This is a genomic window from Paenibacillus xylaniclasticus (assembly GCF_004001065.1).
GTDB classification, from domain to species: domain Bacteria; phylum Bacillota; class Bacilli; order Paenibacillales; family Paenibacillaceae; genus Paenibacillus_T; species Paenibacillus_T xylaniclasticus.
Map to the genome: position 1 here is coordinate 47,151 of NZ_BIML01000020.1, position 26,359 is coordinate 73,509.

Genomic DNA, 26,359 nt, shown 5'->3' on the forward strand with positions numbered 1-26,359 from the left:
CCTTACGTTCTCTCGGCTAATCACGGTAGAAGATATCCCCTCTTACGAGAATAATATTTTCCCCTTTCATCATGAAAGCGAAATCGTATTTACTTATTGCTGCAAAGAGCGCCTGGCTGCAGCCCCTCTTCATTCTGTCGTGAAGCTCGATAATGAGCACCTTTACTTTGCCGAGCCAATTCTCATACCCTTTGGAGAATACCTCCTTCTCGGCACCCTCGATATCAATCTTTAATATATCGATCTCGTCGAATCCGCTGCTTTCGAGAATCGACTGGATCGTTACCGCTTTGAAGCTTTCGGATGTAGGCTTATCTGATTCCTCTACCATCGTTCCCCATTTGCCTAAGCCAACATCTTTAATGGTCAAATAGGTATCGGTATGCCATAAGCCGCTTTGTATCACTTTAATTTGCTCATAAGGACGAGTATTGTAGCGGATCATATCATAGTTGGATTGTTCCGGCTCTATAGCGACAATACGTGCATCGGGATAAGCATTCGCGAACCATAAACTAGCGTAGCCTACATTCGCCCCGCCATCGATAATAAACTTTGGTTTGAAAGGCAAAGATCCAATATGATACTCTTTCAGCTCGAATATTTGCTTAAATACGTACCGATCTGACGTATCCAATCTGACATATACCGGATGAGCAATATTCGGAACATCAAATCGTTCGACTTGATATTGCCGCAATGAATCCGGTGCAGCATATTGGGACACTTCTTCAATAAGCTTCAGATCTTCGTCTGATTTATGTTCTATCGATTCCAAATAGGTCATGGCCATATCATGCTCACCGACCACATGCAGGACGTATCCAAGATTATACAAAGTATCTCTATCTTTAGGATTAATCATCAGAGACTGCTGCATCAACGGGATGACATAATCATAGCTCTGCAGCTCCCACATTACAGCACCTAGATTGTTGTAAAGTTTACCAATCGACGAGCCGGTATACGTATTATTAATGGCAAACAAGACGTCTTCAATGGAAATGGCTTCATCATTAATGAACTGCCCCAATGATTGTAACGACTGCGAATCCTCAGTATCATTGCTCAGTATCCCAAGCAGTTCATTAAATCTTGTCTGGATGTTTTGTACGCGCTTCATTTCCACTTTTGACACCCTCCTCGTGTATCAGCCCCCTTGGCTGTACTCATTATATTTATATCGGTTGATATTCAGCAAATGTAATAAAAGCCTGTTAAATACCGCTTCAATTCATATGCAAAAAAGTCTGAACGAGTTCAGCAGCATTCGACTAGATACACATACCTTACGAATTGGCTTTTGCGCACCTCGCACCGATCTTGGATCGACCACCCGGCTTGCCCAAGCTTGCCATCCAGCGGCGCAGTAGCAATCACGACCGCTCTAGGAGCTAATCCCGCCAGCGCACGAAGCATCGCTCGCTCTTCCTCCTCCGGCAGCTTCGAGCATAGATTGTACGGTAGGTCGAGTACAGCCGCTGCATACTGGCCGTCAAGCTCCAGCATATCGGCTTTTACGATCAATGACGGCGAATATCCAAAATACGACAAATTCTCTCTCGCCCCAATTGCCGCAAGCGGATTCCGGTCAAAGCCTCTCATCCGAATGCCCATTGACAAAGCTTCAATGATGACTGTACCAATGCCACAGCATGGATCGACCGCTTCAAGCGTTTCCGAAGGATGCGGTACAGCAATATTCGCGACAGCCCGGGCAACTCTAGTGCTTAACGCTGTAGAATAGGGCCTCGGCTTATCGTTATGCTTCAGCCACACCGCTTCGCCCTCAACTGCATCGCCCAGCACCCAGCGCCCGCACGCAAACGCGACGCCGAGCAGCTTGTCCGGACGGCGCATATCCGCCTTTCCCTTCATAACTGCACCGACGAGCCGCTCGATGATGCGCTGATCGTCGTACTCCGGCCGAATCATTGAGAGGTAGTCCCCGGCATCAGCATAACGGACTTTGAACGTACCGCCGCCTATATCCAGCTTAGCCGCCTGCTCAATCAATCCGTCCAACTTCGAGTGCTGTGCTTGAACGGCGATTCTCATTTTGAGAAAAGGACTCCGCGACGGCATCACGTCCACCTTACTCTCGACATACCGCATCTGATCATCGATTTCCCGCACATCAAGCAGCGCGCGAAGCTCCATCAAGCATAGCTGCCGTTCATCCTCGTGACACGCCCATATATACACATAGGACGGCTCGTCCATCAGCTACCCCACTGAACACCATTCCATCAATTCACGGTTCCCTTCTCTGCGAGCTTCTCATAGGATGTACAAGAGCAGAAAGGCCCTTCCCCCACACCCACTTACATTCTGGACCGTGTGACAGCACGACGTCCTGCCAACAGAACATCCGGCCTCTTCGCAGCACATCTGCACAAGCTTCCCATAACTCTTGGCCAAGCACCCTTCTACAGCCGCTTGACATCATTAAGAGCACATGGTCCGCCCCGTCCTTACGATTTTCGATCATTATTAAGTCTGTCTCCCTTAGGTACTGAATAAAATAAATTATTCTCTCAGCGCATCGCGCAGCCTAGAAGCCATCGTCGACATCGCCTCCGGCGAGCGTCCAGAGCCGCTTCTCCCTCTTAGCCGAGCCAGCTCCCGTCTCGCCGCCGCCAGCTCTTCCTTGCATTTCGCAAGCTCTTGCATAAGCGACTCGTTCTCGCTTGTTAACCGTTCATTATCTGCTAATACACGCTGAAGCTCACTTAGTTCATTCGTATGGGTAGGCACGTAAAAAATCGCTCCTTTTCACCAAATCTTCAATAATTCTATTGTACCATATGAAACCGAACCACCCGCTTAGCCGTATAGAAGAAGATGTACACTTGATATTTTAGGTCAATCGCAACAGAGAAGAGGTCATGTCCGATGTTCCATGATTTTATCGAAACGCTGGAGAAATTCGGTGCACTTGGACTGTTTATTCACGGTATGATTGATGCTATCATTTTTCCGATTCCAGCTCTGTTCTCCCAAATTCCGCTTAGCGTTGTCCATCCTTCGAACGCCCTGTGGTTAGCTACAGTCGGCTTCATCGGCTGCTTAATCGGAACACCGGTCGGCTACTGGATCGGCCGGTCGATCGGCACGCCTATCTTGTACCGATTGGTCAAACGCAGCTGGGTCGAATCCGCCGAGAAGCTTTTCTCCAAGAATGGAGAAGCCGCGATCATGCTCGGCTCGTTCACCCCGATCCCGTTCAAAGTGTTTACCATTCTATCCGGCGCGCTTCGGTTTCCTTTATGGAAGCTGCTCGCATATGCCGCGGTCGGCAGGGCAGTCAAATATTATGCTGTCGGGTTACTGTTTTATATTTACGGCCGCTCCGCCGAGGGCATGGTGAAGGACGTCTCCATGTATATTTTCGCCATCGGCTTCCCGTTGATCGTGCTGTTCCTATTTCTTCGCCGCCAATGGCGAAACAAACGCAAGCGCAGGAACGAGCTTAAGCAAGCCCAAAAGCTCGGTCTGATTCAAGAGCAGGAGCAAACTCAAGGGCACGACCACAAGCTTACACAAGAGCAGGAACACATAATAGAGCGGGAACTCAAGCTAGAACAGGAACGTTCGCACAAGTACGCACGCTCGAAGAAGCAGGCACATTCTCATAAGCACTCGCAGGAGCAAACGCATGAGCAGGAGCCGCTTCAAGCACAGGAGCAGCATCATTCCAAGCCGTACGATCAGCAGCACCAGCGCGAGCTTGAGCAACATTTAGATGAGAAGCAAGATCAGGGGCAAGATCAAATACAGTTAATCCATCCTACGCCGACGGAGTAAATTAAAGACACGATTCGCTATCAACTGTTACCCTAACATTAAGGGTACAGTTCATAAACGAACCGTGTCTTTTTTACATTGGTGCCTTTCGGCACCTATTTCTCGCTCTCACGCCCGCTCGGCGCTCCTCATTGTCATCGTCGCTGTCGAGCCATTAGCAACAACAGGAACGAGAAGATGATAATACTCACCGTCCATGCCCACGCCATTGTCGTATGGCCGGCGTCGACGGCAACATAAATTGCCGTTGGAACCGTCTGAGTTCGTCCCGGTATGTTGCCTGCAATCATAAGCGTCGCTCCGAACTCACCGATCCCCCGGGCAAAGCCGAGAATGTAAGCCGTTACGAGCGAACGGGAAGCAAGCGGTAAGCTGATATACCGGAACACCTGCCACTCATTAGCACCACTTGAGCGCGCAGCCGCCTCCAGTTCGGTGTCGACAGAGCTAAAACCCGTTTTCATCGTCTGGTAGACGAGGGGGAATGCGACGACGACAGCTGCAATAACAGCGGCCCACCAGGTGAACACGATAGGAGCACCGAACAACGATTCGATGAAACGTCCTATAGTGCTTCTTCTGCCGAGCAGCATGAGAAGAATAAAGCCAACGACCGTCGGTGGAAGCACAAGCGGCAGCAGGAAGAGCGTTTCTATTATCAATCGCCCCTTCAGCTTGGACCGAGACAATCGCCAAGCAGCAGCCGTTCCTAACACAATTACAATGAGACTAGACAGAAATGTAACCTGAAGCGACAGACGGATCGGCGGCCAAAGCGAAGCCCAATCAATAGAGACAATCACTATTGGAGAACGGAAAACCCGTATTTTTCAAATATCGAAGCAGCTTCATCCGTCTGTAAATACGCATATAACGCTTTGGCTTCCGCGGAATGCTTCGTCGCCGCCACGACACCCGCTGGATACACAATCGATGAATAGCTCATTGGGTCCACCTCAAAAGCAATCTTCACTTGCGAAGCATTGATCGCGTCTGTCATATACACGAAGCCGACATCCACGTTACCAGTCTCAACATACTGCAGCACCTGGCGGACGTCCTTACCCTGAACAATGCCGCCCTTCAGCTTTTCCCATAGGTTCGCCTTGTTCAATGATTCCTGTGCATATTGTCCCGCCGGAACGCTTTCAGGAATGCCAATCGCGATACGGTACTTAGCCTCTTCTCCCAAATCATCCATCGTTTGAATCAGCGTGTTGCTGTTAGCTGGAACAACCGCTACGAGCTGATTGCCAAGCAGATCGCTATAGGAGTCAGCTTCAATCAGCGATTGATCGATGAGTGCATTCATATTTCTGGCAGAGGCCGACAGGAACAAGTCTACTGGCGCACCCTGTTCAATCTGCTGCTGCAATGCGCCCGAAGCACCGAAATTGAACGTCAGCTCAATGCTCGGATTTTGCCGCTCGTATTCGTTTTCCAGATCTGACAGCGCATCGGTCAAGCTGGCAGCTGCCGATACGATCAGCTCGACTAGCGGCTGCTCCTGCTCCACGGGGGCTGTCTCCAGCTTTGCACCTTCCGTGCTGCCCTTCTCTAAATCAGAAGCTTCCGTTGTGGCTGAAGACCCTATTTCCAATACCTTATCCGAGCCGGAACCGCAAGCTGCCAGCAGCAGGATAGATATTATAACTATAATAATGACGTTATTGGTTTTCATCAGTAAGGTCCACCTCCACCTTCTCCCAATCAAGCTCATTCACAGCTTTTTCATTCTTCGCTTAACCGCCTCGTTCCGCACCATTTGTGCTACAATACACACAATGCCAGAATAGATCGTTCGCCGGGAGGTATACCATGTCTCAAGACATTTCTTATACAGCTGAAGAGATAGCCGCCCTGTTAAAAATATCGAAGCTGACCGTCTATGATCTCATCAAAAAAGGGCTGCTTCCGTCATACCGGGTCGGCAAACAAATGCGAGTCGACGCATCCGATCTTGAAGCCTATAAACAGCGTAATAAAATGGCCGCTCCCGCTCCAACCATCACAGCTGCTCCATATCAAAACGGTATCCCGTCTCCATCCGCAGGATCGGCGCCGGCCGCTCCTCTGCCCTCGCTCGGTAACAATTCACGCTCCGTCGTTATTACCGGACAGGACATGAGTTTGGACCTTCTTGCGAAGCATTTGGAAGGACAGACGTCCGGCAGCATCCGTCCGCTTCGATCTCATGCTGGAAGTCTCGACAGCTTAATCAGTATGTACCGAGGTGAATCGGATATCGTAAGTACGCATCTGCTGGATGGGGATACCGGGGAGTATAACCTGCCATATATCCGTAAGCTGCTCGTTGGTTTTCCGTATATTGTCATCAATTTGGTGTCACGCAATGCCGGACTGTATGTCGCCAAGAACAATCCGAAGAAGATTCATGACTGGGGAGAACTCGCTCGGCCCGGCCTGCGGCTCATCAATCGAGAAAGAGGTTCCGGCGCGCGCGTACTGCTGGATGAACAGCTTCGCCTTCACAACATTCAACCAGGACAGCTTGCAGGCTACACTTTCGAAATGACGAACCATTGGTCAATAGCCGCGGCCGTAGCTGCAGGCGACGCCGACGTCGGTGTCGGCACGGAGCGAGCAGCAAGCATCGTCAGCGGAGTCGATTTCATTCCACTTATTAAAGAGCGATACGATCTTGTCGTCTTGAAGACGAGCGACAATCAAGCGATGATCGACTCGCTGCTTACGATCCTTGCGTCCAAGTCGTTCAAACAAGAGTTGCAGGCGTTATCTGGCTATGACTTATCGATGACAGGGAACGTGCTCTTAGAGAGCTAAAGCGAAAAAGCTGAATAGCGAGTCACTAAGTAGTTATTATTTATTTTTAATTATAACAAAATATAATCAAATATAACTCAGTTGTCTATAATGTCAGTATAGATATGTTAGGTTATGTTACATTCAGTGAATCCCCATATTGTTCAATCGGCGTCTCTCCAAAATCTTGGGGGGAGTTTTTGTAGATCCCCTTCTCCCCTCGTCGTTCTAGAAAGCATGATGTGATGTAGATAGCCGCACAGATCTCGCATCCATGCGGCTATACATTCAGTACCTATGTGCAGAAAATTAAGCAGCGTCAACATCGCCATGAGCATGTTATTCACACTTTGATTCGGTTACGAATTGGAACACCTCGTTAATGTCCCTGCCGAACACTTCAGCGATTCGAAAGGCAAGCATAAGCGACGGATTATACCGATTCGCCTCCAAAGAAACGATCGTCTGCCTGCTGACACCGAGCCGCTCTGCCAATTCCTTCTGTGACCACCTTCGCTCTGCACGAAGTACATGTATATTATTCGTCAGCGAGCGTTCCATAACTCTCCTCCACTCTTCGTTGCTATAACTAGAATGTAATATTTTCACGACATCGGGTCAAATATCTTTTACTTTATTGTGCAGGCATCCTAGACGATGATGGATATTGCAGTTGCGATCAATAAAATAGGAAGCCCGGAAACAGTGCTATTATCCTGCTTCTGGACTTCCTATTGTATCTCGATACGAAATACCGCTCATTAAGAATGGGCCAGCTTAGGAGCACAAAATGCCGCTTGCGGGTCTATCTTCGACTTGGACAGGATGAACAGCAAATCTTCATATGAAGGAATCGGTTCTATCAAGACCTGGTCGATAAGCTGAACGGGAGTAAAATGAAACTGAACGCGCCGTGTATGCTCACTTCTCATGAGCGAGAGCAGCTCTGCAAGATTGACCTTATCCTGCGATACTACATCATAGACATGGAGGGTATCCCCCTCGTGCTGATAGACTACATATGCAGTAGTTGACTTGTTAATGGAATAAGATTCCTCAAAGGGGCTATATAACCATTTTTTTCATAAGGCCAATGAATATATTTGTAACTCAAAATATCTAATACTGCCTCTTCTACAAACAACAAAAGTAACAGAGAAATCTCCGTTACTTTAATGAGGATCATATGTAATCAACTACGCTAATGTAAAATCTCCCGAGCCCGTTCGTACACGAAGCTGGACTTCGCCGTCACCGAACTTGCCGCGAATGACAGAATCGCTGCGACGGCTTTCCCCAACAAAGCCAGGTCTTGTTACACTGCCATCGCCCGACCGGCTTACATAATCTAGCGCGAGCGATAACGGTTCGGGCGCCAGACGGATGAATATATCTCCGCTTCCCGTATGCAGCTCCGTATCCCCTTCAATCGACAACTCCTCTGCCTCTATATCTCCTGACCCTGTCTCTGCGATCAGTGTCGTCATTCCTTCAATCAGCTTCAAATCGCCGCTTCCTGTCCGTATACAAGTACGGCCTGCGTCGAACCATTCCACATCGATATCACCCGATTCGGTATGCATATCCAGCAGCTGTCCGGCCACAATATCGGCGGCGAACAAATCCCCGCTTTCCGTTGCGATATAGACCGTATCTGCCTTTAACTCTTTTACCCGTACATTACCGCTACCCGTATAGATTCGTATCTTCGACCAGATGGCAGGCGGCAGCTCCACCTCGAGGTGTAGCTGACCCCAATCCAGTAAACGCAGCAAGCTTCGCTCCTGCCGGATGCCAATCTCCAGCTCATCGCCGAATCGTTGAGTCTCAATACTAATGTCACCATTCCAGGCTGTTCTCATATTGCCGGTCAACCGAATTCCGATCGTATTGTTCCTTCCCCGCGTTACTGTGACGTCCGCGCTCTTAACATCAATAACAATGTTATGTACGCCTTCGGCTCCTGCTTGTTCATATTTTCCATTCATTTGCTCCTTATGCCACAGCATGAACGAATTCGATTTGCGCTCTACCTTCTCGAACGACATACAATCCCGCGTCCTTTCCTCCGCCCTTTATAGTCAAGCCGATTGCTAACTGCTTTCCCTACTACAATCAGATTATCATTTGGAGTATCTTCTGAGCATTCGACCAGCGTCGGATTTATGTCCCCGACTCCAGTCGGGGGATCTAAATCCTCTATCCCTATTCAATCTCGTGATTTACCATCTCCCTCCCACTGTCGCTGCATGTTACAATAGAATGACACAATAGAAGGGAGTGAATCGGTATACGCACTTATATCGTATTCGATCTAGAATTTACCGTCCTCCGGAAGCAGCAGTATTCCGCCGACATTATCGAGATTGGTGCCGTCAAGCTGACGGACAGCGAACAAGGTCCGGTTGAGGTGGACCGGTTTCAAACGTATGTACAACCCGAACGCAACAAGATCATTACGCCTCATACGACTGAATTCACTGGCATTACGCAAGAACAAGTCGATGCTGCTCCTACTTTTCGAGATGCGATTGAATTGTTCCAGCAATGGATCGGAGAGGGCACCTATTATTTATGCTCTTGGGGCCCCGACGATAAACAGCATTTCGTGCGCCAATGCCGCGATATGAAGCTCGATCTGACTTGGCTGAGCAATATGAATGATCTTCAGCTCTACTACACGAAGCTGCAGGGCAAAGATGCGAGCAAGCGAATCGGATTGGCCCGGGCACTTGAGATAGCGGGCTTCACCTTCGACGGCTCACAGCACAGGGCGTTGGACGATGCGGTCAATACCGCGCGGCTGTTCGTGAAGATGTTCGATCAAATTACGCTCGAGCATAACAATGCGGCTGAAGATCCGTTATATGAGACGAAGCTCGTCTATTCGAGTGCCGAAGAGAATGACGACGACTCGAACCCGTTTCGCCATCTCGCCTCCCTCTTCGGCAACACCAAGTAGAAGCCCCGTACAGGGGCTTCCTCTATGTCCGTTACATCACTAATCTAACCGGCCTCTTCGTGAATCGGTTCGCATAAGACGACGCACCGTACGAATCCGGCTTCGTTCTCGGTTCATACATTCCCATTGCCTTTATTCTCCCGACCATCTCCTCTACGAACATCGAAGTCGCATTCTGATGCGGCTCTGTGCCCGCATCGATGTCGATGTACGCCTCGAATGCCGCACCTTGATACACATAAGGCAGCAGTAGCTCCTCCACAGACGGAAACACAAGCTCCATAAACTGATAGCCCGTCTGCTGTGACAACGCCGTCTCTAACGAAAGCTTTTCCCGCAGCGAGACAATCGGTCTCTTCACGATTGACTGCCGATAGCAGGCCCAGACACCTCGCCCCACTCGGCGAATGATGACGCCGGTCACGAACTTCGTATACTCCCCGAACACCTGGCTGTCCGTACCAATGACGAACTGATACGGTGCTCTAACATCCTCCGATACGAAACGAACAATCCGTGCACAGACATCCTCTATACTTAACCGACATTCCGACAAGTTCTGAAACAGCCTTTCTCCGTGAAAGGGAATGCTCTTCTTGCCCATATCCGCGTCGCCACCTATTCACAAGAAGCCTCGTCACATGCTGCTCATGAAGCTTCCCAAGTTCAATGTCCGGAATGCTGGCGTGTTAAGTCAAACAAAAAGCCGCCGTACACAACACATCAGCTGCGGAACAGCGACGTATCTACATTCAACGGCGACTTATTATAACGTATACGATTACGATTATTACTGCATCTGCTTATAGCGTATCCAGTAGCCCTGCTTCCTGTCAACCCGTTAACGGCATTACTCCATGTCCAATCGAAAAAATTTACGGCTCAGAACAATTCCCACGAAGAAAATGCAAAGCATAACCGTAACATCAGCAATGCTGGATTCCGTAAACAGTTGGCCTTCCCATCCATTCTGCAGAAGATGAACAGCATAGGTCAGCGGAATAAACAAGGTAACGATATGAAAGCTGCTCGGCAGCGACTCAATCGGAATAATAGCTCCCGATAGGAATAACATCGGGTATAGCATAACGAAGCCTATTGCCATCGCACTCTGGAACCGTCTCGTAATGCTTGCAATAATGAATCCGACCGCGAAGAACGCAGCCGAAGCAATAAGAAGCGCGATTATAAACTGATAAACATGCAGCTTCAGCGGCACGCTTAAGGCGATACGCGCAATGACCATAATTTCTAGAATGGCTAGCGCAACAGCGATGAAGCCTTTGGTAATAATGGCTTGAAAAATAATGATTGGCTTAACCGGCGTCCCTATAAGCCGTTTGTAGTAGCCCTTCTCTCGGTCGCTAACGGCCTCCAGACCGATAATAAAAAATCCAGAGGTGAACAGCACGATTCCGATCATCCCAGGAATATAATGGTTGAAATAACGAGTCTGATCCGGGTCTTGGGATTGAAACATCTGGCTGAAGAAGTAGAAGCTTAATGCAGGCATCACGAATACGAAGAACAGTCCGATAATATCCCGGAACAGCAATCGTATCTCCACCTTCGTATGCATCAAGAAAGACTGCATTAAGCCGATGCCTCCTTCTGTTTGAACACCTTCAACGACCTATACTTCTCTTCCCTAACGGCCATGAATGGCGGCGCTGTCTGAGGGGGCTCATTCGTATTGTGTACCATTATCGCTCCCTCGATAAGCGAAGCAACGCGGTCACAATGCTGCTGCGCTTCTTCCTTAGCACATGTTGCGATGACGACCGTCTTGCCTTCATCCCGCAGATTACTTAAGATCGTCCACATCTCCTTGCGGTACTTCGACTCCTGATTGGCGTACGGCTCGTCCAATACAATCAGCTCTGGATCATGGACAACCGATACAGCCAACGATACGCGATGCCGCATGCCCGCGGAAAGCTGATAAATATATTGATTCATATAAGATTCTAATGAGAGCATCTCAATTAATTCATCTAAACTACGTTTCTTATGATAATAAGATTGGAACAAATGCAAGGCTTCCTTCACCGTCATTCGATCATATAGCGACGAAGCTTGCAGCTGGATACCAACTCTCTGCTTAATTTGATTCAGATGAGTACGTACATCCATACCAAATATTCGTATATCGCCACTGTCTGCTTTCCGTATGCCTGTTAACAACTCCAATAGGATCGACTTGCCTGCTCCGACACTACCGGTAATGCAGAACATCTCACCACGCTCGACTTGCAGGTCGAGGGCTCGTATGGCTTCAATATGCCCGATCCTCTTGCCAACACCGCATGCTAGAATCGCATATTGTGAATTCATTACATTCCTCCATTCTATGAAGCTAAGCGCAGCAACAACCTCGATTCCAGCATCACTCCTGTCTCTATACTAAAGCATGTCCGCGTATTTATCACCGAAATCAATCCTGCATATGCGCGCATAATGATTGCGTCTCACTACAAAGGAAGTGCGATGTCACGCTCATTAATGAGCCCCAAACGTTTCGCTTCAACAATAGCCTCCGAGCGAGAGCGAACGTTCAGCTTCTCGAATATACGAGTCAAATTATATTCGACCGTCCTTTGGCTCATGAACAGTCTAGCCGCAATTTCTCTATTGCTGTCGCCCGTCGCGACCTCGCGCAGAATCATCTGCTCCTTCTCGCTAATCGAGACCTCTGAGATCACTTTACCATCCGACTGCTGCAGCCGCACCTCCGAACGGCGAAGCTGCTTCAACAAAGCAATCGGTACAACGGCCTCGCCGCGCAGCGCACAGCGAATCGCTGTAACGAGCTGTTCTCTTGTCGCAGCCTTGCTAATAAACCCAGATACGCCTGCCTCCAGAAGCATATTATAATGCGAAGCCAAGTCATAGCCGGTATAGATAAGCACAATCGCCTCCGGCATCTTCGCAATGACGCGCTTTGTCAATTCTAGTCCGCTTATGGTCGGCATATTCAAATCAAACAGCATCACATCATAGCTGTTATGCTCCAGCTTCTCCAGTGCCTCTACTCCTGAGAATACAATTGTCACTTCAAACTCTGGATCGTGCTCAATCATATGCTTTGTACCTTCTCCTACAGAAGGATGATCATCAACTAGCAGTACGCTGACCATCGCTTTCTCCCTCTCTTCTTGAATACTCATCGCCGTCCTCCTTTGGCAGCGGTAGAATAATCTCAACTTCTAATCCTTCTCCAGGCGCTGTCCGGAAAGTCGTCTCGCCCTCCAGTGCGGCTACCCTCTCCCGAATACCGGTAAGTCCCATATGCTCGAACGAAGCGTTCAGTCGGCTCGCATCAATTCCTACGCCGTTGTCTTTATATCGGTAGCGAATACCCCGCTCTTCATAGTAATAAAGTTGCAGGTCAACATGCGTCGCCTTCGAATGCTTCATTCCGTTACGTAATAACTCCTGCGTAATCCGGTAGATTGTCAGCACATACTCGTCATCGAGCTCGACGCGGAACTTTTGATGATCGAACTTAATTGTGAAGTTCGCATTAAGCTGCGTGTAGGCACACAAATTTTCAATCGCTTCAATAACACCAATCTCCTGCAGAAATGGCGGTCGAAGCTCATTGCATGTCTCACGTATTTGGTGAATGACGTCGAGCAAGCCTTCACTAATCTCCGTCAAATTCGCACGCGTATGAACGGGCAGTTCTGTATCATCGTTCACAATCGTCTCCAGCTTGCGGTACCACAGCAGCTGATCCTGCAGGGCGGAATCATGCAGATCGCTGGCAAGCTTACGTCTTTCTTCTTCCGACAAGCGGAACAGAAGACGCAGCACCCATGGCGGCGCCTCTTCCTTCTGCATATCCAGGTCGTGAACAAGCCCCTCAATGAGCTGAAGATTCTGATAGACGAAGCCGACATAGGTCATGATGGTACGCATCCATACTCTCTCGTCATGGTTAAATTCCGTATGGTTCTCTTTGTCACTAATCCAGATAAAATGCTGTGTCTCCCGCCCTTGTCCAATCTTATAACAGATCCCTTTGGTCAGCTTGAGTTCTTCTCCCATACTTAGCCAAGGTAGATTCTGATGAAGCTGCCCCAACAACTCCTCGAATGGAACTTCACCGTGCGTTCTTTTGAGGCTGATCCCCTTACTCTCTATATGATGTTCAATAAACCCAATAGACCTAATCGGCAGCAGTTTGAAAAGCTCTTTTTGCAGGCAATGCTCCAGCTCACGTACTTTCACCACTTCCGACACTTTCCGAGAGAATTGTACCAAGCTATGCTCGAATTGATGAGCCCCCTTAATGACTCGGTTTCGAAACTTACGGTCAAGTACTTCCTTCGCATACAAGAATATTACGGTTGATACATAAACGGCGAGGAACATCTGAATCCACGTAAAGGGTGAAACAGATATATCAATAAATATTAGCCCAAACCCGAGCAAAATTAATAACGTCGGCAAGAAAGCGATCATACAGAAATATTTGAGCCGACTCATAATAAATTCGATGTCCAGCAGCTGGTTAGAGGCGACCAAATATACATACGTTAGCGGCAAGAAAAGAAAGAAAGATGCAGCGAATCCTGAGCTCACAACGAAGTTCCCTACCAGAAACCATGGCAACAATAATAAACATATGAATGGCGAAAAAGCAGCTATGTTGCCTAGCATCATATATTTCATAAGAGCCCGCTGTGGTGTTTTGATATATCGAAAGTACATTCTTAGCTGTATGAGAGTTACTAGTAAAATACCCCCGATAAAAATAGTTAATCCAATATCAACAAATGACATTGGTATAACTCTTGTATTCGATTTATGTTGGTTCACATACATAATCGTCAAATAAATTGTATTCCACACACCAACTATTCCGTACATAAATGGAATAGCTAATCGATGAATAACTTTAATGCCCATGCCGCTAAAATAGTGTCTGATAAAATGTAGAAGTAATACGGGAGAAAATGTCAATGCTAGTTGCATGGTAATAATCGCTAGGTTGTCTCCGATCGTATTGGGCAGAGCGGCTACATAACCAGTAGGCACTGACATGAGAAACAAAATTAATAAGAAAGCCGAATCATTTTCCGGTTTCTTATAGGCAATAAAAGAAGAGAACGTGAATAGGACAGCAAATAAAACCATTGGAATTACCGTTTGGTTAATGGATATGGGCCGTTCAGACTTATCGGTAAAATCAAACTCAATTAGACTGCCATCTCGCTGTATCGTAATACTTTGGGCAGTGTTAATACCGTACCTTTCCGTCAATCTCGATATATCAAGTGGCTGATGGTCAACATGCGTTACTACATCACCTACGTGAATTCCTTTCTTTAACGCCCATGTTTCCTTATCGACCACGTTAACAACCCATTGGCCATTTACTTCCCTTAAATCAATACCTAAGTAAGGAATGCTATATTGCAGCACGGTAAACCATCCTGCGATTACTAACGTAAATAGTAAGAAAAGCCATGCTCTTGTTTTCTTATCCGCCATAATCCCGAATGCTCCTTAAAACAGCATTAGCCGGCGACGGTTGAACGTTGCCGGCTACTTGTCTTTGCACCATTAGGCAGTATACCACCATCCAGGGCCATCAATTTTGCGCGTCTTGTCGTTAAAAATCTCCGACATCGCTCGCTTCTGTACTGGACCCACTGCCTCAAACGCTAGATTATTTCCAAAAAACTGGCGCAGCATCTCAGGGTTTTGCTTCAATTGAGCAATCGCTTCTTTAAGCATCCCCATAACCACCTTTATATTATTATACATGCATTTAATTACAATGAAAGTATACCATTAGTAGGACTTTATTGCATCGCAATGGTTGTTGCGGAATGCCACAATATGTATTGCGGTGTGGATATAAATGCCTATTTATAAGATGACCTTAGCCGGTGTTTATCTTTCAATCCCTGTAAAGGGTTAAGCGTTTACATTACTCCCGCAATCAAAGGTCTTGTTTTCACGCAAGGGGCGCAGCAGTCCCACGTTCCTGCTGTATGCTGATTCAATCTACCCAGTACGTAAGCTTGTGATAAAGTAGAGATATCGCTGCCGTCTAGAAGACCAAATACGTGATTGGATAATAGAATTTGAAACCGTTCGGGAGGCATCCTGAAGATAAGAATCTCGCGCAACATAAAAAATCTTTAAGAAAAAGAAACTTTTTACAAAATGATCGCGTCTATATTGAACGGGAAATCGCCCGAGATCACGTAGGAGGATGATACATTTGAAGTTGAAGTGGAAATCATTGTTTCTCTCTTGTTGTGCCGCACTTACTATTGTGTCTTCGGCACATGCAGCTGCACCAATATCGGTACTTATTAATGACAGATACGTGGAAACAGACGTCGCCCCTTTCATTCAGAATGGAACGACATTTGTTCCGTTAAGAAGCATTGAACAGATTGATGGACTTTCCATCAAAAGCTGGGATAACCAGACCAAAACGTTAGTCGTTGCCGACTCTACGAAATCGATGACCTTTCGGGTAAGCTCCAATCAATCGCAGTCCATACTCATTAAGAACAATCGTGTAATGGTTCCGATTCGATTTATTGCAGAAAACTTCAATTGCGATGTAGCTTGGGATGCGAATACAAGAACAGTCCAAATCGTAAAGCTCAATGAAGAGGCGAAAGCGAATTTGAATTCCGATGATCTAACCACATCCCGTATTGCTGCCATTACGATTCCGAGAATTTCAACGCTCAAAGAGCTTCCTGAAGGTCAAAGCAGTGGCGGTAACTTCCGAATCCTATTTCCTGAAGGAAAGTCAAAAGCTTTCTTCATCATTCAAAATGGTGTTGCCTACTATTACGAAGTGAGAGAAAATGCAGCTTGGCACATATGGAGTGGAACGATTGGGGGAAATAATAATAAATTCTGGGTAACCAACAGCGGCATTTCGAGTGAAGTGGGACAACGACCAACGATCAATGATCGATTGTTCTTCTATCACATCCATACGCATTCAGGTCAATCCGAGTATGGATTCGTGACCACGGATGGCAAAGAGACAACACTTGGAACACAAGACATGAATAAATTAGAGGAGCTATATCCAATTCCAGAGGAGAAATAAGCAGGACCAATGAAAAAGGCAGTATGGAGCTATAGAGGCTCAATACTGCCTTTTGGATTTTACGCTTTACTTAAAGAAGTGGAGAGCGGCACAGCAGAATGACCTGTAAAATTCGCGCCGCCGTTCGGCGTAAGGTGTTCACGAGTATATGTGAATGTTACTGAACCATCCCAAGGAACATATACAGAACCGCTCGTATTAGCGCGCAGCTGTACATTGGAGAAGCTTGCTTGGCTGTAGCTGCTCGTCCCGTCATCCTCTACACCATGTACCATTTTCACCGTATTATAGGTTCCAAGTCTACCATTCTTAACTGGAAACTTACTATGAATTTCGGTACCGTTCATGAACAGAGAGATCGTATTGTCACCATTATCAATCAACTTCAGAGTTACTTTGTCGCCATCTTTCAGCGATACAGGTACACTCTCGTATTTACCGCCATTGTTGTGACCAGTCCCCAGAAAACATTTATACTGACCGCCCTTTATCCGCGAGATACCGGCTTCTACCACCTCTTTACCCAGCCCCAAATACCAATCAACGTATCCAGAAGTTACATTAACCGTCTGAGGCAGATTAAGAGTTGCACTAATACCTGTCCATTTTGCTTCGTTCGTTACAGTTTTCATTGCACCATGTCTTGTAGCCATCATTCACTCACTCCTCAATTTTTTATTATTTTGTACGTACACTATATAAAGAGAAATGAGAGTGTAATTTTACAACCACCTTATGAAATTTGTTTGAATCAGGCGAAACGATGTATAACTTCTATCATGGTCAAATAGAGCTCTTGACGTAAGTCATCACGATGTTCTATAGGAACTTGGCGGAGCGACATATTTATTTTGGGTGCGAATGACTCCAAAATTTGTACTACAGCATTTTGATCCTTATATAACTGAGCTTTCAACAACAATTGTGCCATCATTAGATATCTGCCCTCACTTTAGTTTTTTCTGCAATTCATCCTTAAGGCCATTAATGGCTTCACTAAGATCGATTATTTTTTTCTCAAATCGAAGAAGTAGATAGGCGGTAATCGCAATCGGAAAGCCTAAATTGGCAATCAGTCCTACAAGATCTATGTGATCCATGTGTACCTTCACCTCTTTTCTGCATTCATTAATAGTTGTCGCAATTTGCGTAGTGAATTTCGGCGATGCTTTGAGATGTTCTGTTGAGAGCTGCCTAGCATTGTCGCAATGTCCTTATCGTTTAATTCCTGAACATAAGCAAGAGATAAGATCTTTTGTTGCAGTTCTGTAAGTTGGTTATATGCCTTAAATAGTGAAGCATCTGAGATATGATCTTTTAAGTCAGGAAATCGTGGCTCTGGATCGTAGGAGGACAATACGGAGGATTCTAGGCTCTCATCGTTGTCAAAGGTCAGAAGAAACCTGCTAACTATAGCTCGCCTTTTTTTGTCATAGTTAATAGAGTTGTAGTGAATGAGATTAGCCATATACTTGATAAACCGTCGAGTTAAATCATCCGATATATTAATCACCCCTCCTTCGGAACGATACCGCCTCTATTATTAAAGAGTTGAACATTCAACTTTTAACAACCACAGAGAGAGTCAAGATTACATTGGGATGTAAAAAAAAAAGACTCAATTTCCTAAGGAAATCGAGTCCTCAATAGGCAAAAAGATCGCCAACCACCTGAATATACAGGCTGGATAGGCGATCTTTCTCATTTAATATGGCCCTGTTACATGAACGCCCGCAGCTGCTCCCGCCACGATTCCTCCACTGGGAGCTGCGCAATGCCCTCCTCCGCTTCATACTGCTTTAATCTGCCTAGAACGAGCCCATATTCGATACATCCGCAGTTATGAATATAGTCCATAATCGCATGCTTATGCTCCAATAATTGCTCAGCCGTAATCTCTCGATCGTAATAACGGCGTACGACCGCAGCCTCGTCCGACTTCTGCTCCAACAGAAACTGCACGGGGAGCGTAAGCTTGCGAGCGAGCAGATCGTTGCGGGTGCTCCATGCTTTGATGCCTGCTACATCGTTGTTAAGCTGTGCAGTGACACCGATCGCCCGGCCATACTGAATGACAATATCGTGATGTTCATCCGTCATCAAAGCGGTGCCGACGAGACAGGATGCTGCGACAAGCGATCCCGCCTTATCCGCAATCATCTGCAGGCTCTCCTCCTCCGACAATGGCTTATTAAGCAGGTCCGCATGCTGTCCATTCACAGCACCCAGAATCCCTTGATTTAAGGCATCAACAGCGGCTGCTTTGCGGTCGATCGAGCTTGGCAGAGACATTAACACCTCGACCGACAGTGCCTGCAATCCAATCGCTGCGTTCAGTGCCAGAGCTGGAGAGATTTTCGACCAAGGGACAGTGTCATTGTCCTGATCCTGCAGGTCGTCATAAATATCAAGTGACAGAATCATTAGATCAACGGCAGCCGCAGCCGCAGCCGCATGCTGCTCGTCCCCCCCGAACATGCGGCAGTGAAGCGCCGCCAGCTGTCCGAAGCTGCTACCTTCCGTCTGTTTATACTCGACGAATTGCTCAACAAGCGACTTTAACTCAGGCTCATGAAAAGCTCGGGATATACTTGACTTTATCACTTCTATCGCCGGCGCAAACATCTTCGACATCGGATGGACCCACCTCCTAGCTTGTATCCTATTCGCTGGTCTATTAACACTAATGTACTATATTACAGCAAATATAGGGAATATCCTTCCAACAACTTGCATGATTTAATAAAAATAAAACCTAACTAAGACAGCATAAAAAAGCCTTCTCCCGAAGAGCGAGAGAAGGCCTAGCCTATAAGTCTATGATTGCCGTTCTATTGCTGACGATTAGTTATCGATCGTCACTTCAAAAGCTTCGCACAAACGCTGCGCAACTCGAGCCAAATAGTACTCATAAGAAGGAGTCATGCCTAATCGATTGTTCATCATATGGATATGCGACCAAGCGATCGAGCGGATGGCCTCCAGCCGCTCGTCCTCGTTCATAGCAGGCTGTCCCGAATAAGGCACGAGCAGCTTACCGATCTGCGCCAGGTCTTCGAGCTGTGCACTCGCTTCACTCACCATATGCGACCACACAGCAACGACGTCATCCTCCGGCGTCTCGTCGCCGACGAGAGCAGGCATCGATATTCGGCCAGACAGCGTCTCCGCCTCTTCGATCGCTTGCTGATCGTACTGCATTCTAGCTTCCCGAGCGTTGAGGAACACGCTCCAATAATCTGCGTATGCTGCGAAGAACGAAGAAAGCTCGTCCTTCTTCACACCGAAACGAGAAGCTGTAACGATCATCATACATAACGCTGTCACCATCCGCTTGGAACGGCTGTCGAGCGTACGGCTAATGATGACCGCAGATGTCTCGCTGGAGCGCTGGAACAGCCGCTCACTGATTGGCATTGCGGCTACACCGCCATACCGTGCGAACTCTGGCTCATAATCGAACTCCACCATAGGAGAGAAATCATAATCTAACGCAACAGAGGCCTCATGAAGAATGAACGGACTCACCTTGCCGCCCGTCAGTTCCTCTTCTTCTCCATTCATAATCGGCATGCTTCGGAGCATTCTGTCCGCTGCCGCTCTCAATTTCTTCATCGCGAATTCGGTAGGCCGGAAGAGCCGTAAACGTAAGTGAGCACCGCCGCCTGAGTATCTGGAATAAAACCAGCCGAGAATTTCGCCCTTCTCATGCATTCTCATTACATTCAGCAACAATTTCTCTAACAGAAGATGCTCCTGAATCTTAGAGCCTCTGCAAAACAAATGGAGCGCTCGCCAGCCATTGTATCGGCCGTTAGTCATTCATGCATCCCTCTTCCTTCGTCTGAATTGCAGCTCGCATAGGCGAACCGGCTTCTAGCCCCTCACACTATTGAACCTATTGAAACGCGAACTGTGTTGTCTAATGGAAATGATAATAGATTTCAGGTTAGTTCTCACCGACTAAATGTGCCGCAATTACCACAATTCTGTTGCGCTTCGCATCACCCCAATACTGCGTACCTAATAACATACCACCCTCGCTATCGTTAGCCGCAGCCAGCAATGACCGCCGTTATAAGGCTTTGAGCCCTTTCGGGATCGAAATTGCTCCTCACGCAGCACCGCAAATACCGCAAATACAATAAGTCACGCAAAATAGAGGCACCAAACTTGGCGCCTCCAACATTCGATCCTATTCAACAACACCTTGACTGCATGCGTAAAGTAGCTTCATTCTGAATGTGCATGATTCTTCAACCATTGCAGCATATCATCCAACGTCTCAACCGGAACAATAGCCAGCTTGTCACCATAACGCAGTCCTGCTCTCGCTTCGTCCACTTCGCTTGCCGGCACAAAGAACAGTTCCGCATTCGTTCTTGCAACAGCATAGGCTTTCTGTCTGACGCCTCCGACCGCCCCTACGCTGCCATCAGGCTCGATCGTGCCTGTTCCTGCGACACGCCATCCGTTAGTTACACCGCCCGGCGTCAACTGATCTATAATCGTGAGCGCCAGCATAGCACCGTGTGATGGTCCTCCAATATGAGCGAATGGCCGATCATAATGAACCTGCCGGGGAATATCATAATGATACGAGGTCTCAACAGATATACCGAATACAGCCCGCTCTTGACCGTTATCGTCCACAGCCGAGCCGGTCGGAACCGTAAGCGACATAGACTCGCCGCCGCGGACTAGTCGGACTGTTACCTCGCTGCCCGGCTTCACCCGATTCATCGCTTCGGAAAGCGATTGAATATCTAGCGTCGAACGTCCGTTAATTGCAATAATGCGATCACCCGCCTTCAATAAGCCTTGCGCTGCAGCTTGCTCCGCTACCGCATTGACGTTCACTCCACTCGCCTCGGCGCCTCGGCTTAAGCCAAGCTGGCCCATTGCGACGGCCGCCGCAGTCGTCTCTGCCTCCGCCTTCATTGCGACGACCTCCGCATATGCCTCACGCAATGGCGGCTCATCTTGCGGAACAGGACTTAGCTCATAAATGTTCAATATGCGCGACATAAGCCAATCTAACGGTACTGCCCTTCGGTCGAAGACAAGAACGCCCATCAGCTTCCCATTAACGTCTCCGCCTTCGACACGCGCATAATGGTTCATATTCATCGTCAGCCCAGGATAAGTGACGTTATACGGGATCGGCAGCGCCAACCCGGCAAGCAGCGCAAGCTGCGCAGCCAGTCCTGTTGTGGTCCGCATCGGCCACCTCCGCCTGCGGCTGTAATCCGACAGTTCGATTACGAACAAATCGACCAGTACGAACAGCCAGTTGACGGCCAGCAATCCGATGCCGATCGTGAGGGTGCGGGGTGCTGCAACGATAGCAATGGAAGCGGCAGCGCCAGAAGCTATGACGAGTACCTGCGGTAGCTTACTTAGAAACCGTCGACCGAACCCATCATCGTCTCTCCACGCCGCGACAGCACCGCCAATCCATAGAAGCGATATGAACGCAGGCGCATAGAGAAGCACATCGATTGTCTCCAGCCACGTCAGACCGCCAGGCAGACGCAGCGGGTCCGGCAGCCAGATCAATTCGGCGCACACTATATATATAAAAGCGAGCGCAATGCCCGTCCAATACCATCGGCCAGCAGAACGCATAACATTCCTCCCGCAAGCACCGCGTCAGCACTCCGCATGCTTCGTTCACGGATACGGCGGCTGATGCTTCATTAATAATATAGATGAATATATACAATTAGGATGATCCGAATACGCCCATTATACCACTGCCATAACAAAAACGCCTTCCAGCCCTATGCGCCGAAAGACGTTCGGTATGCCTTATTTCGCCGAGCCTTCTACAGCCGCCGATTTGCGCTCGGCCGAAATCCAAATAAGCCCCGCGGCCATAACGATGCCGCCGCCGATCTGCCAGAGCGTAATTTGCTCGTCGAACATAATATAACCGGTGATGACAGCAGCAGCAGGAACGACATAGCGGAAGAAATTAGACCGTGCCGCACCAACGCGGTACATTGCCGCATTCCATGTAAGAAAAGAAATAAAAGTGCAAAGCAATACGCCGAATGCAAGAACGCCATAATCCGTAGCGGTAAGCCCCTTCCAATCGACTGTGCCCCACGAACCGATCGTAATCGGAAACATGAACAGGGAGCCGAACATGCTGAACCATGCCGTCACCCGCAGCGCGGAATATCGTTTCATCAGCGGCATACACGATAAATTGAACAGAGCGCCGAGCAAGCTGATGGAGAACGCCATCAGATTCCCTTTCATATTATCGGAAGACAGATTAAGACCCTCTCCGCCGCCAAGAATAACAAGCGATACGCCAGCGATCGCAATCATACCACCAGTTGCAATTCGTCTCGTAAACGATTCCTTCGTGAATAGCGGTGCGAACAACGCCGCGAATATCGGCCATGGAGCGACGTTAAGCAGCGAAGCATTCGCCAGCGTCGTATATTTGATCGAATACATAACTAGTATTTCCAGCAGCGTGACGCCGAACAGCCCAATCAGCGCCAGCTTCGCGGCATCGCGCCACAAGACGCCTACGCTTCCTTCTTTCAAATACAACACAAGGAAAAACAACGGTACGGCTAGTCCGAATCGCAAAAAAGCGAACACCACCGGATCGAACGTATCCATTGCCAAGCGCGAAACGCCGAAATTAATTCCCCATATAGCAGCTACGCCTGCCAGTCCTGTATAAGCCCATCCCTTGTTAGCCATCTTCTTATTTCAGCCTGCTCTCATTCGTAATAATGTACACGCGTACACTTACTTAATAATAAGCTCCACATAGAACCGTTGTAAAGCAGAGAAATTCGCTAATTTAATGCTCAATGTTTCACTTTTTTTGACCAATTCACCGCTTATCAGCCTACAACCCCTCAAAAACGCGTTGTCCGAAACGCCAAAGTCCGTTATAGTAGTTCCAAAGAAGTATTTATATTATATAATAAGGGATTGTGATGGAAGACAATGGGCAGTACAGGCTTAAATCTGTTTTGGGTAGCTATATTAATTGTGCTAACCGCTTTCTTCGTGGCAACGGAATTCGCGATTATTCGCATTCGGGCCAGCCGCGTTGATCAGTTGGTACAGGAAGGAAATAGCAATGCGCGCGCCGTTCAGCGCGTCATCAGCAACTTGGATGGTTATCTGTCCGCTTGTCAACTCGGGATTACGATTACGGCTCTCGGACTTGGCTGGCTCGGCGAACCGACCGTAGAGAAGCTGTTGCTGCCGCTATTCGATACTTGGCACCTGAACAGTGAAGCTTCGCACCTCGCATCCTTTTTTATCGCATTCATAACGGTTACCTTTCTTCATGTCGTCGTCGGTGAGCTGGCTCCGAAGACTTGGGCGATTCAGAAAGCGGAATTTATTAGCCTTACCGTTGCCAAGCCTATCATTTGGTTCCATAAGGTGATGTATCCTTTCATCTGGCTGCTGAACGGCTCTGCGAACTCGCTCGTTCGCCTGTTCGGACTGAAGCCTGTCAAAGAGCATGAAGAAGCGCACAGCGAGGAAGAAATTCAAATTATTTTGAACGACAGCTTCCAAAGCGGTAAAATTAACAACACCGAATACGGCTACGTTAGCCGAATTTTCGCCTTCGACGAAATGCTCGCGAAGGAGATTATGGTGCCGCGTACCGATATGGTCTGCTTGTATTCGAATAAACCGAATGAAGAGAATATGGCGGTCATCCGCCGTGAACAATATACCCGCTTCCCTGTAGCACTCGACAGCAAGGACCAAATTATCGGCATGATCAATACGAAGCAGCTGTTCCTGCAGCATCAGGACGGGGAACCGCTTAACTTCGAGAAGCTGATCCGCCCGGTCATGACCGTTCCGGAAGTAATGCCAGTGAAGACGCTTCTTCGCCGCATGCAGCAGGAACGGATGCATATCGCGATTCTAATGGACGAATACGGCGGTACGTCGGGCATGATTACGATTGAGGACATTCTTGAAATTATCGTCGGCGAGATCCGTGACGAATTCGATGCTGACGAGCGCAAAGATATTGAGAAGCTTGCGGACAACTGCTACCTGCTGGACGGCAAAGTGTCGCTTGACGAGCTCGGCCAATTGATCGGCGAAGACCTTGGACACGATGAAGTCGATACGGTCGGCGGCTGGCTGTACAATGAAATGGAAGAGCCTAGAGCAAACAACGAATTTGTACACGGCAATTTGCAGTTCATTATCCGCGAAGTCGGCAAGCACCGCATTCGCAAGGTGGAACTGATCGTCCACGGCCGCGAGGAAGAATTGATGGATGATCAGCTTGAAGAGGTCGTCTAAATGAAGTTAAGGTTGTGAAGAAAACAGTGAGCCTGTTTTCTTCACAACCTTTTTTCGTTTTCTGAAATAGTGATCTGCATCGCGGCTAATTTACTGCATTCGTTACAGCTAAAGCAATCTTAGCCTCATCCACCGCAAGCTGTCCCTTCCGCTCAATCTCACGCAATGCTTCGCTTGCCGACAGCTCACCGCGAATCGCCCGCTCCGTCACTTCCTCCCCAACTGCTTTGAACGCGTTGATAATCTCATAAGGCACTTCGTCATAGGGATCAATCGCCGCCTTTTCGGGCAGCTGCATCGTAAGAGCTGACATGTCATGACCATCTACAGCAAGCTCTACCTCCTGTATCGCCGGAATCATTCCGTCGCCTCTTGCCATGTTTCTTCGGATATTATCTGTATTGCCTACAGCAAATTTAATAAATTCCCATGCCTCATCCTTGTATCGAGTGTCGGCCGAGATGCCGAATATGCCATATAAGCTGTAATAGTTCGAGTATTCAGGCCTTTCTGGATTGACCGGCGCCGTGACAACGCCCCAATGGATCGGATCGAGCTTATAGAACTTAGCCGCTTGCTCCATATAGACGGGCGCATTCTCTGATTTCAGCTGCATCGCCGCTTCACCCGTATACAACGGATCTGCTCCACCTGCATCCGCCCGATTATAGATTCCCCCGTCACTTGCAGAACGAATAACGCTCTCGTACAACCTTCCCCACTTCTCTGTATCGATCGATATGTCCAGCGTCTTCGGATGAATGAAGCTCAGCCCTTCCGTCTCTCCCGCTTCAAGAAACAAAGAAAACACGATGTCCTCATAGTAGTTGGTTGCAAATCCGAACAACGGCTTGCCCTGCTCGCCACGATCCGGAAATCTTGCCGCAAGCTGAAGCACCTCACTCCAGCTCATCCGATTCGTTGGAAACGGGACGCCATACTTCTGAAACAAATCGATATTATAAAATAATCCTCCGCTAGAATAGTATGCGGATAGCGCATACAGCTGATTGTCGGAGCTGCGAAGCATATCGGTTACAATCGGTGACAACCGCTTGAGCAATTCCCCCCCTTCCCGGTCCCGGGCAATAATCGGCTCCAGGCTGACAAGCTTCTCTTGCTCAATTTGCTGCTTGTAATCGTCCAGCGAAGTCATGAATACAATATCCGGATATAAAGCCTTATCCAGCTTCAGATCGACCGCTTCGATCCGAATGTTCGGATGCTGCTTCTCGAATGCGTAACCGTATTGCTGATACAATCGATTCTCGAACGGATAATTCACTCTTAATACGATTGGTTTCTCCGGCTTGGAAGAGTTGCAGCCCGCCGCCGATAATAAAGTCATGATTGCGAGAGCAGCCGAAACGGTAAAGATCAGCCAACGCGTTGGGATCATC

The 26,359-nt window shown here is 48.0% G+C and carries 28 protein-coding genes and 1 pseudogene; 5 read left to right on the forward strand and 24 right to left on the reverse strand.

Features of this window, described 5'->3' with window-relative positions; genetic code table 11:
• Window positions 1-16 precede the first annotated feature (16 nt).
• From PXY01_RS16705 to PXY01_RS16720, 4 genes are all read right to left on the reverse strand, one after another.
• Complete coding sequence (locus PXY01_RS16705; protein ID WP_246027983.1) at window positions 17-1,123, reverse strand: protein arginine N-methyltransferase; 1,107 nt, start codon at window positions 1,121-1,123, stop codon at window positions 17-19.
• Between the two features lie 137 nt (window positions 1,124-1,260).
• Window positions 1,261-2,223, reverse strand: a complete 963-nt coding sequence (locus tag PXY01_RS16710) for a TRM11 family SAM-dependent methyltransferase (RefSeq protein WP_127571343.1) — start codon at window positions 2,221-2,223, stop codon at window positions 1,261-1,263.
• A 31-nt stretch (window positions 2,224-2,254) separates the two neighbouring features.
• Window positions 2,255-2,491: a hypothetical protein gene (locus PXY01_RS16715; RefSeq protein WP_127571345.1), complete on the reverse strand. Its 237-nt coding sequence runs from the start codon at window positions 2,489-2,491 to the stop codon at window positions 2,255-2,257.
• Window positions 2,492-2,529: 38 nt separating this feature from the next.
• Window positions 2,530-2,757, reverse strand: a complete 228-nt coding sequence (locus PXY01_RS16720) for a hypothetical protein (protein ID WP_127571347.1) — start codon at window positions 2,755-2,757, stop codon at window positions 2,530-2,532.
• Between the two features lie 138 nt (window positions 2,758-2,895).
• On the opposite strand from PXY01_RS16720, the gene PXY01_RS23185 reads away from it, so the two are divergent.
• Window positions 2,896-3,807: a DedA family protein gene (locus PXY01_RS23185; protein ID WP_127571349.1), complete on the forward strand. Its 912-nt coding sequence runs from the start codon at window positions 2,896-2,898 to the stop codon at window positions 3,805-3,807.
• Between the two features lie 134 nt (window positions 3,808-3,941).
• Here PXY01_RS23185 and modB read toward each other — a convergent pair whose 3' ends face one another.
• Entirely contained in the window at window positions 3,942-4,613 is a 672-nt protein-coding gene (gene modB, locus PXY01_RS16730) for a molybdate ABC transporter permease subunit (protein WP_174721845.1), read from the reverse strand.
• On the reverse strand, window positions 4,610-5,488 hold the full coding sequence (gene modA / locus PXY01_RS16735; RefSeq protein ID WP_127571351.1) for a molybdate ABC transporter substrate-binding protein: 879 nt from the start codon (window positions 5,486-5,488) through the stop codon (window positions 4,610-4,612). Before modA ends, modB begins: the two co-directional genes overlap by 4 nt.
• Before the next feature lie 137 nt (window positions 5,489-5,625).
• Between modA and PXY01_RS16740 the strand changes: the two genes are divergently transcribed.
• Window positions 5,626-6,612, forward strand: coding sequence for a substrate-binding domain-containing protein (locus PXY01_RS16740; protein WP_127571353.1), 987 nt, complete (start codon window positions 5,626-5,628; stop codon window positions 6,610-6,612).
• A 318-nt stretch (window positions 6,613-6,930) separates the two neighbouring features.
• Here the strand turns inward: PXY01_RS16740 and PXY01_RS16745 are convergent, their stop codons facing one another.
• Entirely contained in the window at window positions 6,931-7,152 is a 222-nt protein-coding gene (locus PXY01_RS16745; RefSeq protein WP_127571355.1) for a helix-turn-helix transcriptional regulator, read from the reverse strand.
• 635 nt (window positions 7,153-7,787) lie between these two features.
• A complete protein-coding gene (locus tag PXY01_RS16750; protein ID WP_127571357.1) occupies window positions 7,788-8,639 on the reverse strand; it encodes a DUF4097 family beta strand repeat-containing protein in 852 nt (283 codons plus the stop codon).
• Window positions 8,640-8,947: 308 nt separating this feature from the next.
• On the opposite strand from PXY01_RS16750, the gene PXY01_RS16755 reads away from it, so the two are divergent.
• A complete protein-coding gene (locus PXY01_RS16755) occupies window positions 8,948-9,553 on the forward strand; it encodes a 3'-5' exonuclease (RefSeq protein ID WP_373864304.1) in 606 nt (201 codons plus the stop codon).
• 31 nt (window positions 9,554-9,584) lie between these two features.
• Here the strand turns inward: PXY01_RS16755 and PXY01_RS16760 are convergent, their stop codons facing one another.
• The 7 genes and pseudogenes from PXY01_RS16760 to comX all read right to left on the reverse strand — a co-directional run bounded on the left by PXY01_RS16760 (window position 9,585) and on the right by comX (window position 15,298).
• The gene (locus PXY01_RS16760; protein WP_127571361.1) at window positions 9,585-10,157 is read right to left on the reverse strand and encodes a ribonuclease H-like YkuK family protein; all 573 of its coding nucleotides are present in this window, start codon (window positions 10,155-10,157) and stop codon (window positions 9,585-9,587) included.
• A 246-nt stretch (window positions 10,158-10,403) separates the two neighbouring features.
• Window positions 10,404-11,147, reverse strand: coding sequence for an ABC transporter permease (locus tag PXY01_RS16765; protein WP_127571363.1), 744 nt, complete (start codon window positions 11,145-11,147; stop codon window positions 10,404-10,406).
• Window positions 11,147-11,887, reverse strand: coding sequence for an ABC transporter ATP-binding protein (locus tag PXY01_RS16770; RefSeq protein WP_127571365.1), 741 nt, complete (start codon window positions 11,885-11,887; stop codon window positions 11,147-11,149). Before PXY01_RS16770 ends, PXY01_RS16765 begins: the two co-directional genes overlap by 1 nt.
• 137 nt (window positions 11,888-12,024) lie before the next feature.
• Entirely contained in the window at window positions 12,025-12,690 is a 666-nt protein-coding gene (locus PXY01_RS16775; protein ID WP_127571429.1) for a response regulator transcription factor, read from the reverse strand.
• Window positions 12,668-14,140 (reverse strand): sensor histidine kinase, encoded by a 1,473-nt coding sequence (locus tag PXY01_RS22890; protein WP_246027985.1) that lies wholly within the window; start codon window positions 14,138-14,140, stop codon window positions 12,668-12,670. The genes PXY01_RS16775 and PXY01_RS22890 overlap by 23 nt, the downstream gene beginning before the upstream one ends.
• 624 nt (window positions 14,141-14,764) lie before the next feature.
• Window positions 14,765-15,052 (reverse strand): annotated as a pseudogene (locus tag PXY01_RS22895) (PDZ domain-containing protein); the annotation flags it as partial.
• Between the two features lie 72 nt (window positions 15,053-15,124).
• On the reverse strand, window positions 15,125-15,298 hold the full coding sequence (gene comX / locus PXY01_RS22425; protein WP_164744468.1) for a competence pheromone ComX: 174 nt from the start codon (window positions 15,296-15,298) through the stop codon (window positions 15,125-15,127).
• Window positions 15,299-15,791: 493 nt separating this feature from the next.
• Between comX and PXY01_RS16785 the strand changes: the two genes are divergently transcribed.
• Window positions 15,792-16,646, forward strand: a complete 855-nt coding sequence (locus tag PXY01_RS16785; RefSeq protein WP_164744469.1) for a copper amine oxidase N-terminal domain-containing protein — start codon at window positions 15,792-15,794, stop codon at window positions 16,644-16,646.
• A 59-nt stretch (window positions 16,647-16,705) separates the two neighbouring features.
• On the opposite strand, the gene PXY01_RS16790 is transcribed toward PXY01_RS16785, so the two are convergent.
• The 8 genes from PXY01_RS16790 to PXY01_RS16825 form a co-directional block, all read right to left on the reverse strand.
• On the reverse strand, window positions 16,706-17,299 hold the full coding sequence (locus PXY01_RS16790) for a hypothetical protein (RefSeq protein WP_246027981.1): 594 nt from the start codon (window positions 17,297-17,299) through the stop codon (window positions 16,706-16,708).
• A 98-nt stretch (window positions 17,300-17,397) separates the two neighbouring features.
• Entirely contained in the window at window positions 17,398-17,580 is a 183-nt protein-coding gene (locus PXY01_RS23345; protein ID WP_127571373.1) for a helix-turn-helix domain-containing protein, read from the reverse strand.
• A 13-nt stretch (window positions 17,581-17,593) separates the two neighbouring features.
• Window positions 17,594-17,746, reverse strand: coding sequence for a YvrJ family protein (locus PXY01_RS16800; protein ID WP_127571375.1), 153 nt, complete (start codon window positions 17,744-17,746; stop codon window positions 17,594-17,596).
• Window positions 17,747-17,754: 8 nt separating this feature from the next.
• Window positions 17,755-18,159 carry a sigma-70 family RNA polymerase sigma factor gene (locus tag PXY01_RS23350; protein ID WP_127571377.1) on the reverse strand — a complete coding sequence of 135 codons (405 nt, stop codon included), beginning with the start codon at window positions 18,157-18,159 and terminating at the stop codon, window positions 17,755-17,757.
• 206 nt (window positions 18,160-18,365) lie between these two features.
• The gene (locus PXY01_RS16810; protein WP_127571379.1) at window positions 18,366-19,280 is read right to left on the reverse strand and encodes a polyprenyl synthetase family protein; all 915 of its coding nucleotides are present in this window, start codon (window positions 19,278-19,280) and stop codon (window positions 18,366-18,368) included.
• A gap of 210 nt (window positions 19,281-19,490) precedes the next feature.
• Window positions 19,491-20,468, reverse strand: a complete 978-nt coding sequence (locus PXY01_RS16815; RefSeq protein ID WP_127571381.1) for a thiopeptide-type bacteriocin biosynthesis protein — start codon at window positions 20,466-20,468, stop codon at window positions 19,491-19,493.
• Between the two features lie 411 nt (window positions 20,469-20,879).
• A complete protein-coding gene (locus PXY01_RS16820) occupies window positions 20,880-22,274 on the reverse strand; it encodes a PDZ domain-containing protein (protein ID WP_127571383.1) in 1,395 nt (464 codons plus the stop codon).
• A 183-nt stretch (window positions 22,275-22,457) separates the two neighbouring features.
• Window positions 22,458-23,372, reverse strand: coding sequence for a DMT family transporter (locus tag PXY01_RS16825; RefSeq protein ID WP_127571385.1), 915 nt, complete (start codon window positions 23,370-23,372; stop codon window positions 22,458-22,460).
• A 252-nt stretch (window positions 23,373-23,624) separates the two neighbouring features.
• Between PXY01_RS16825 and PXY01_RS16830 the strand changes: the two genes are divergently transcribed.
• Window positions 23,625-24,959: a hemolysin family protein gene (locus tag PXY01_RS16830; RefSeq protein WP_127571387.1), complete on the forward strand. Its 1,335-nt coding sequence runs from the start codon at window positions 23,625-23,627 to the stop codon at window positions 24,957-24,959.
• A gap of 85 nt (window positions 24,960-25,044) precedes the next feature.
• Here PXY01_RS16830 and PXY01_RS16835 read toward each other — a convergent pair whose 3' ends face one another.
• Entirely contained in the window at window positions 25,045-26,358 is a 1,314-nt protein-coding gene (locus PXY01_RS16835) for an ABC transporter substrate-binding protein (RefSeq protein ID WP_164744470.1), read from the reverse strand.
• Between the last annotated feature and the right edge of the window lies 1 nt (window position 26,359).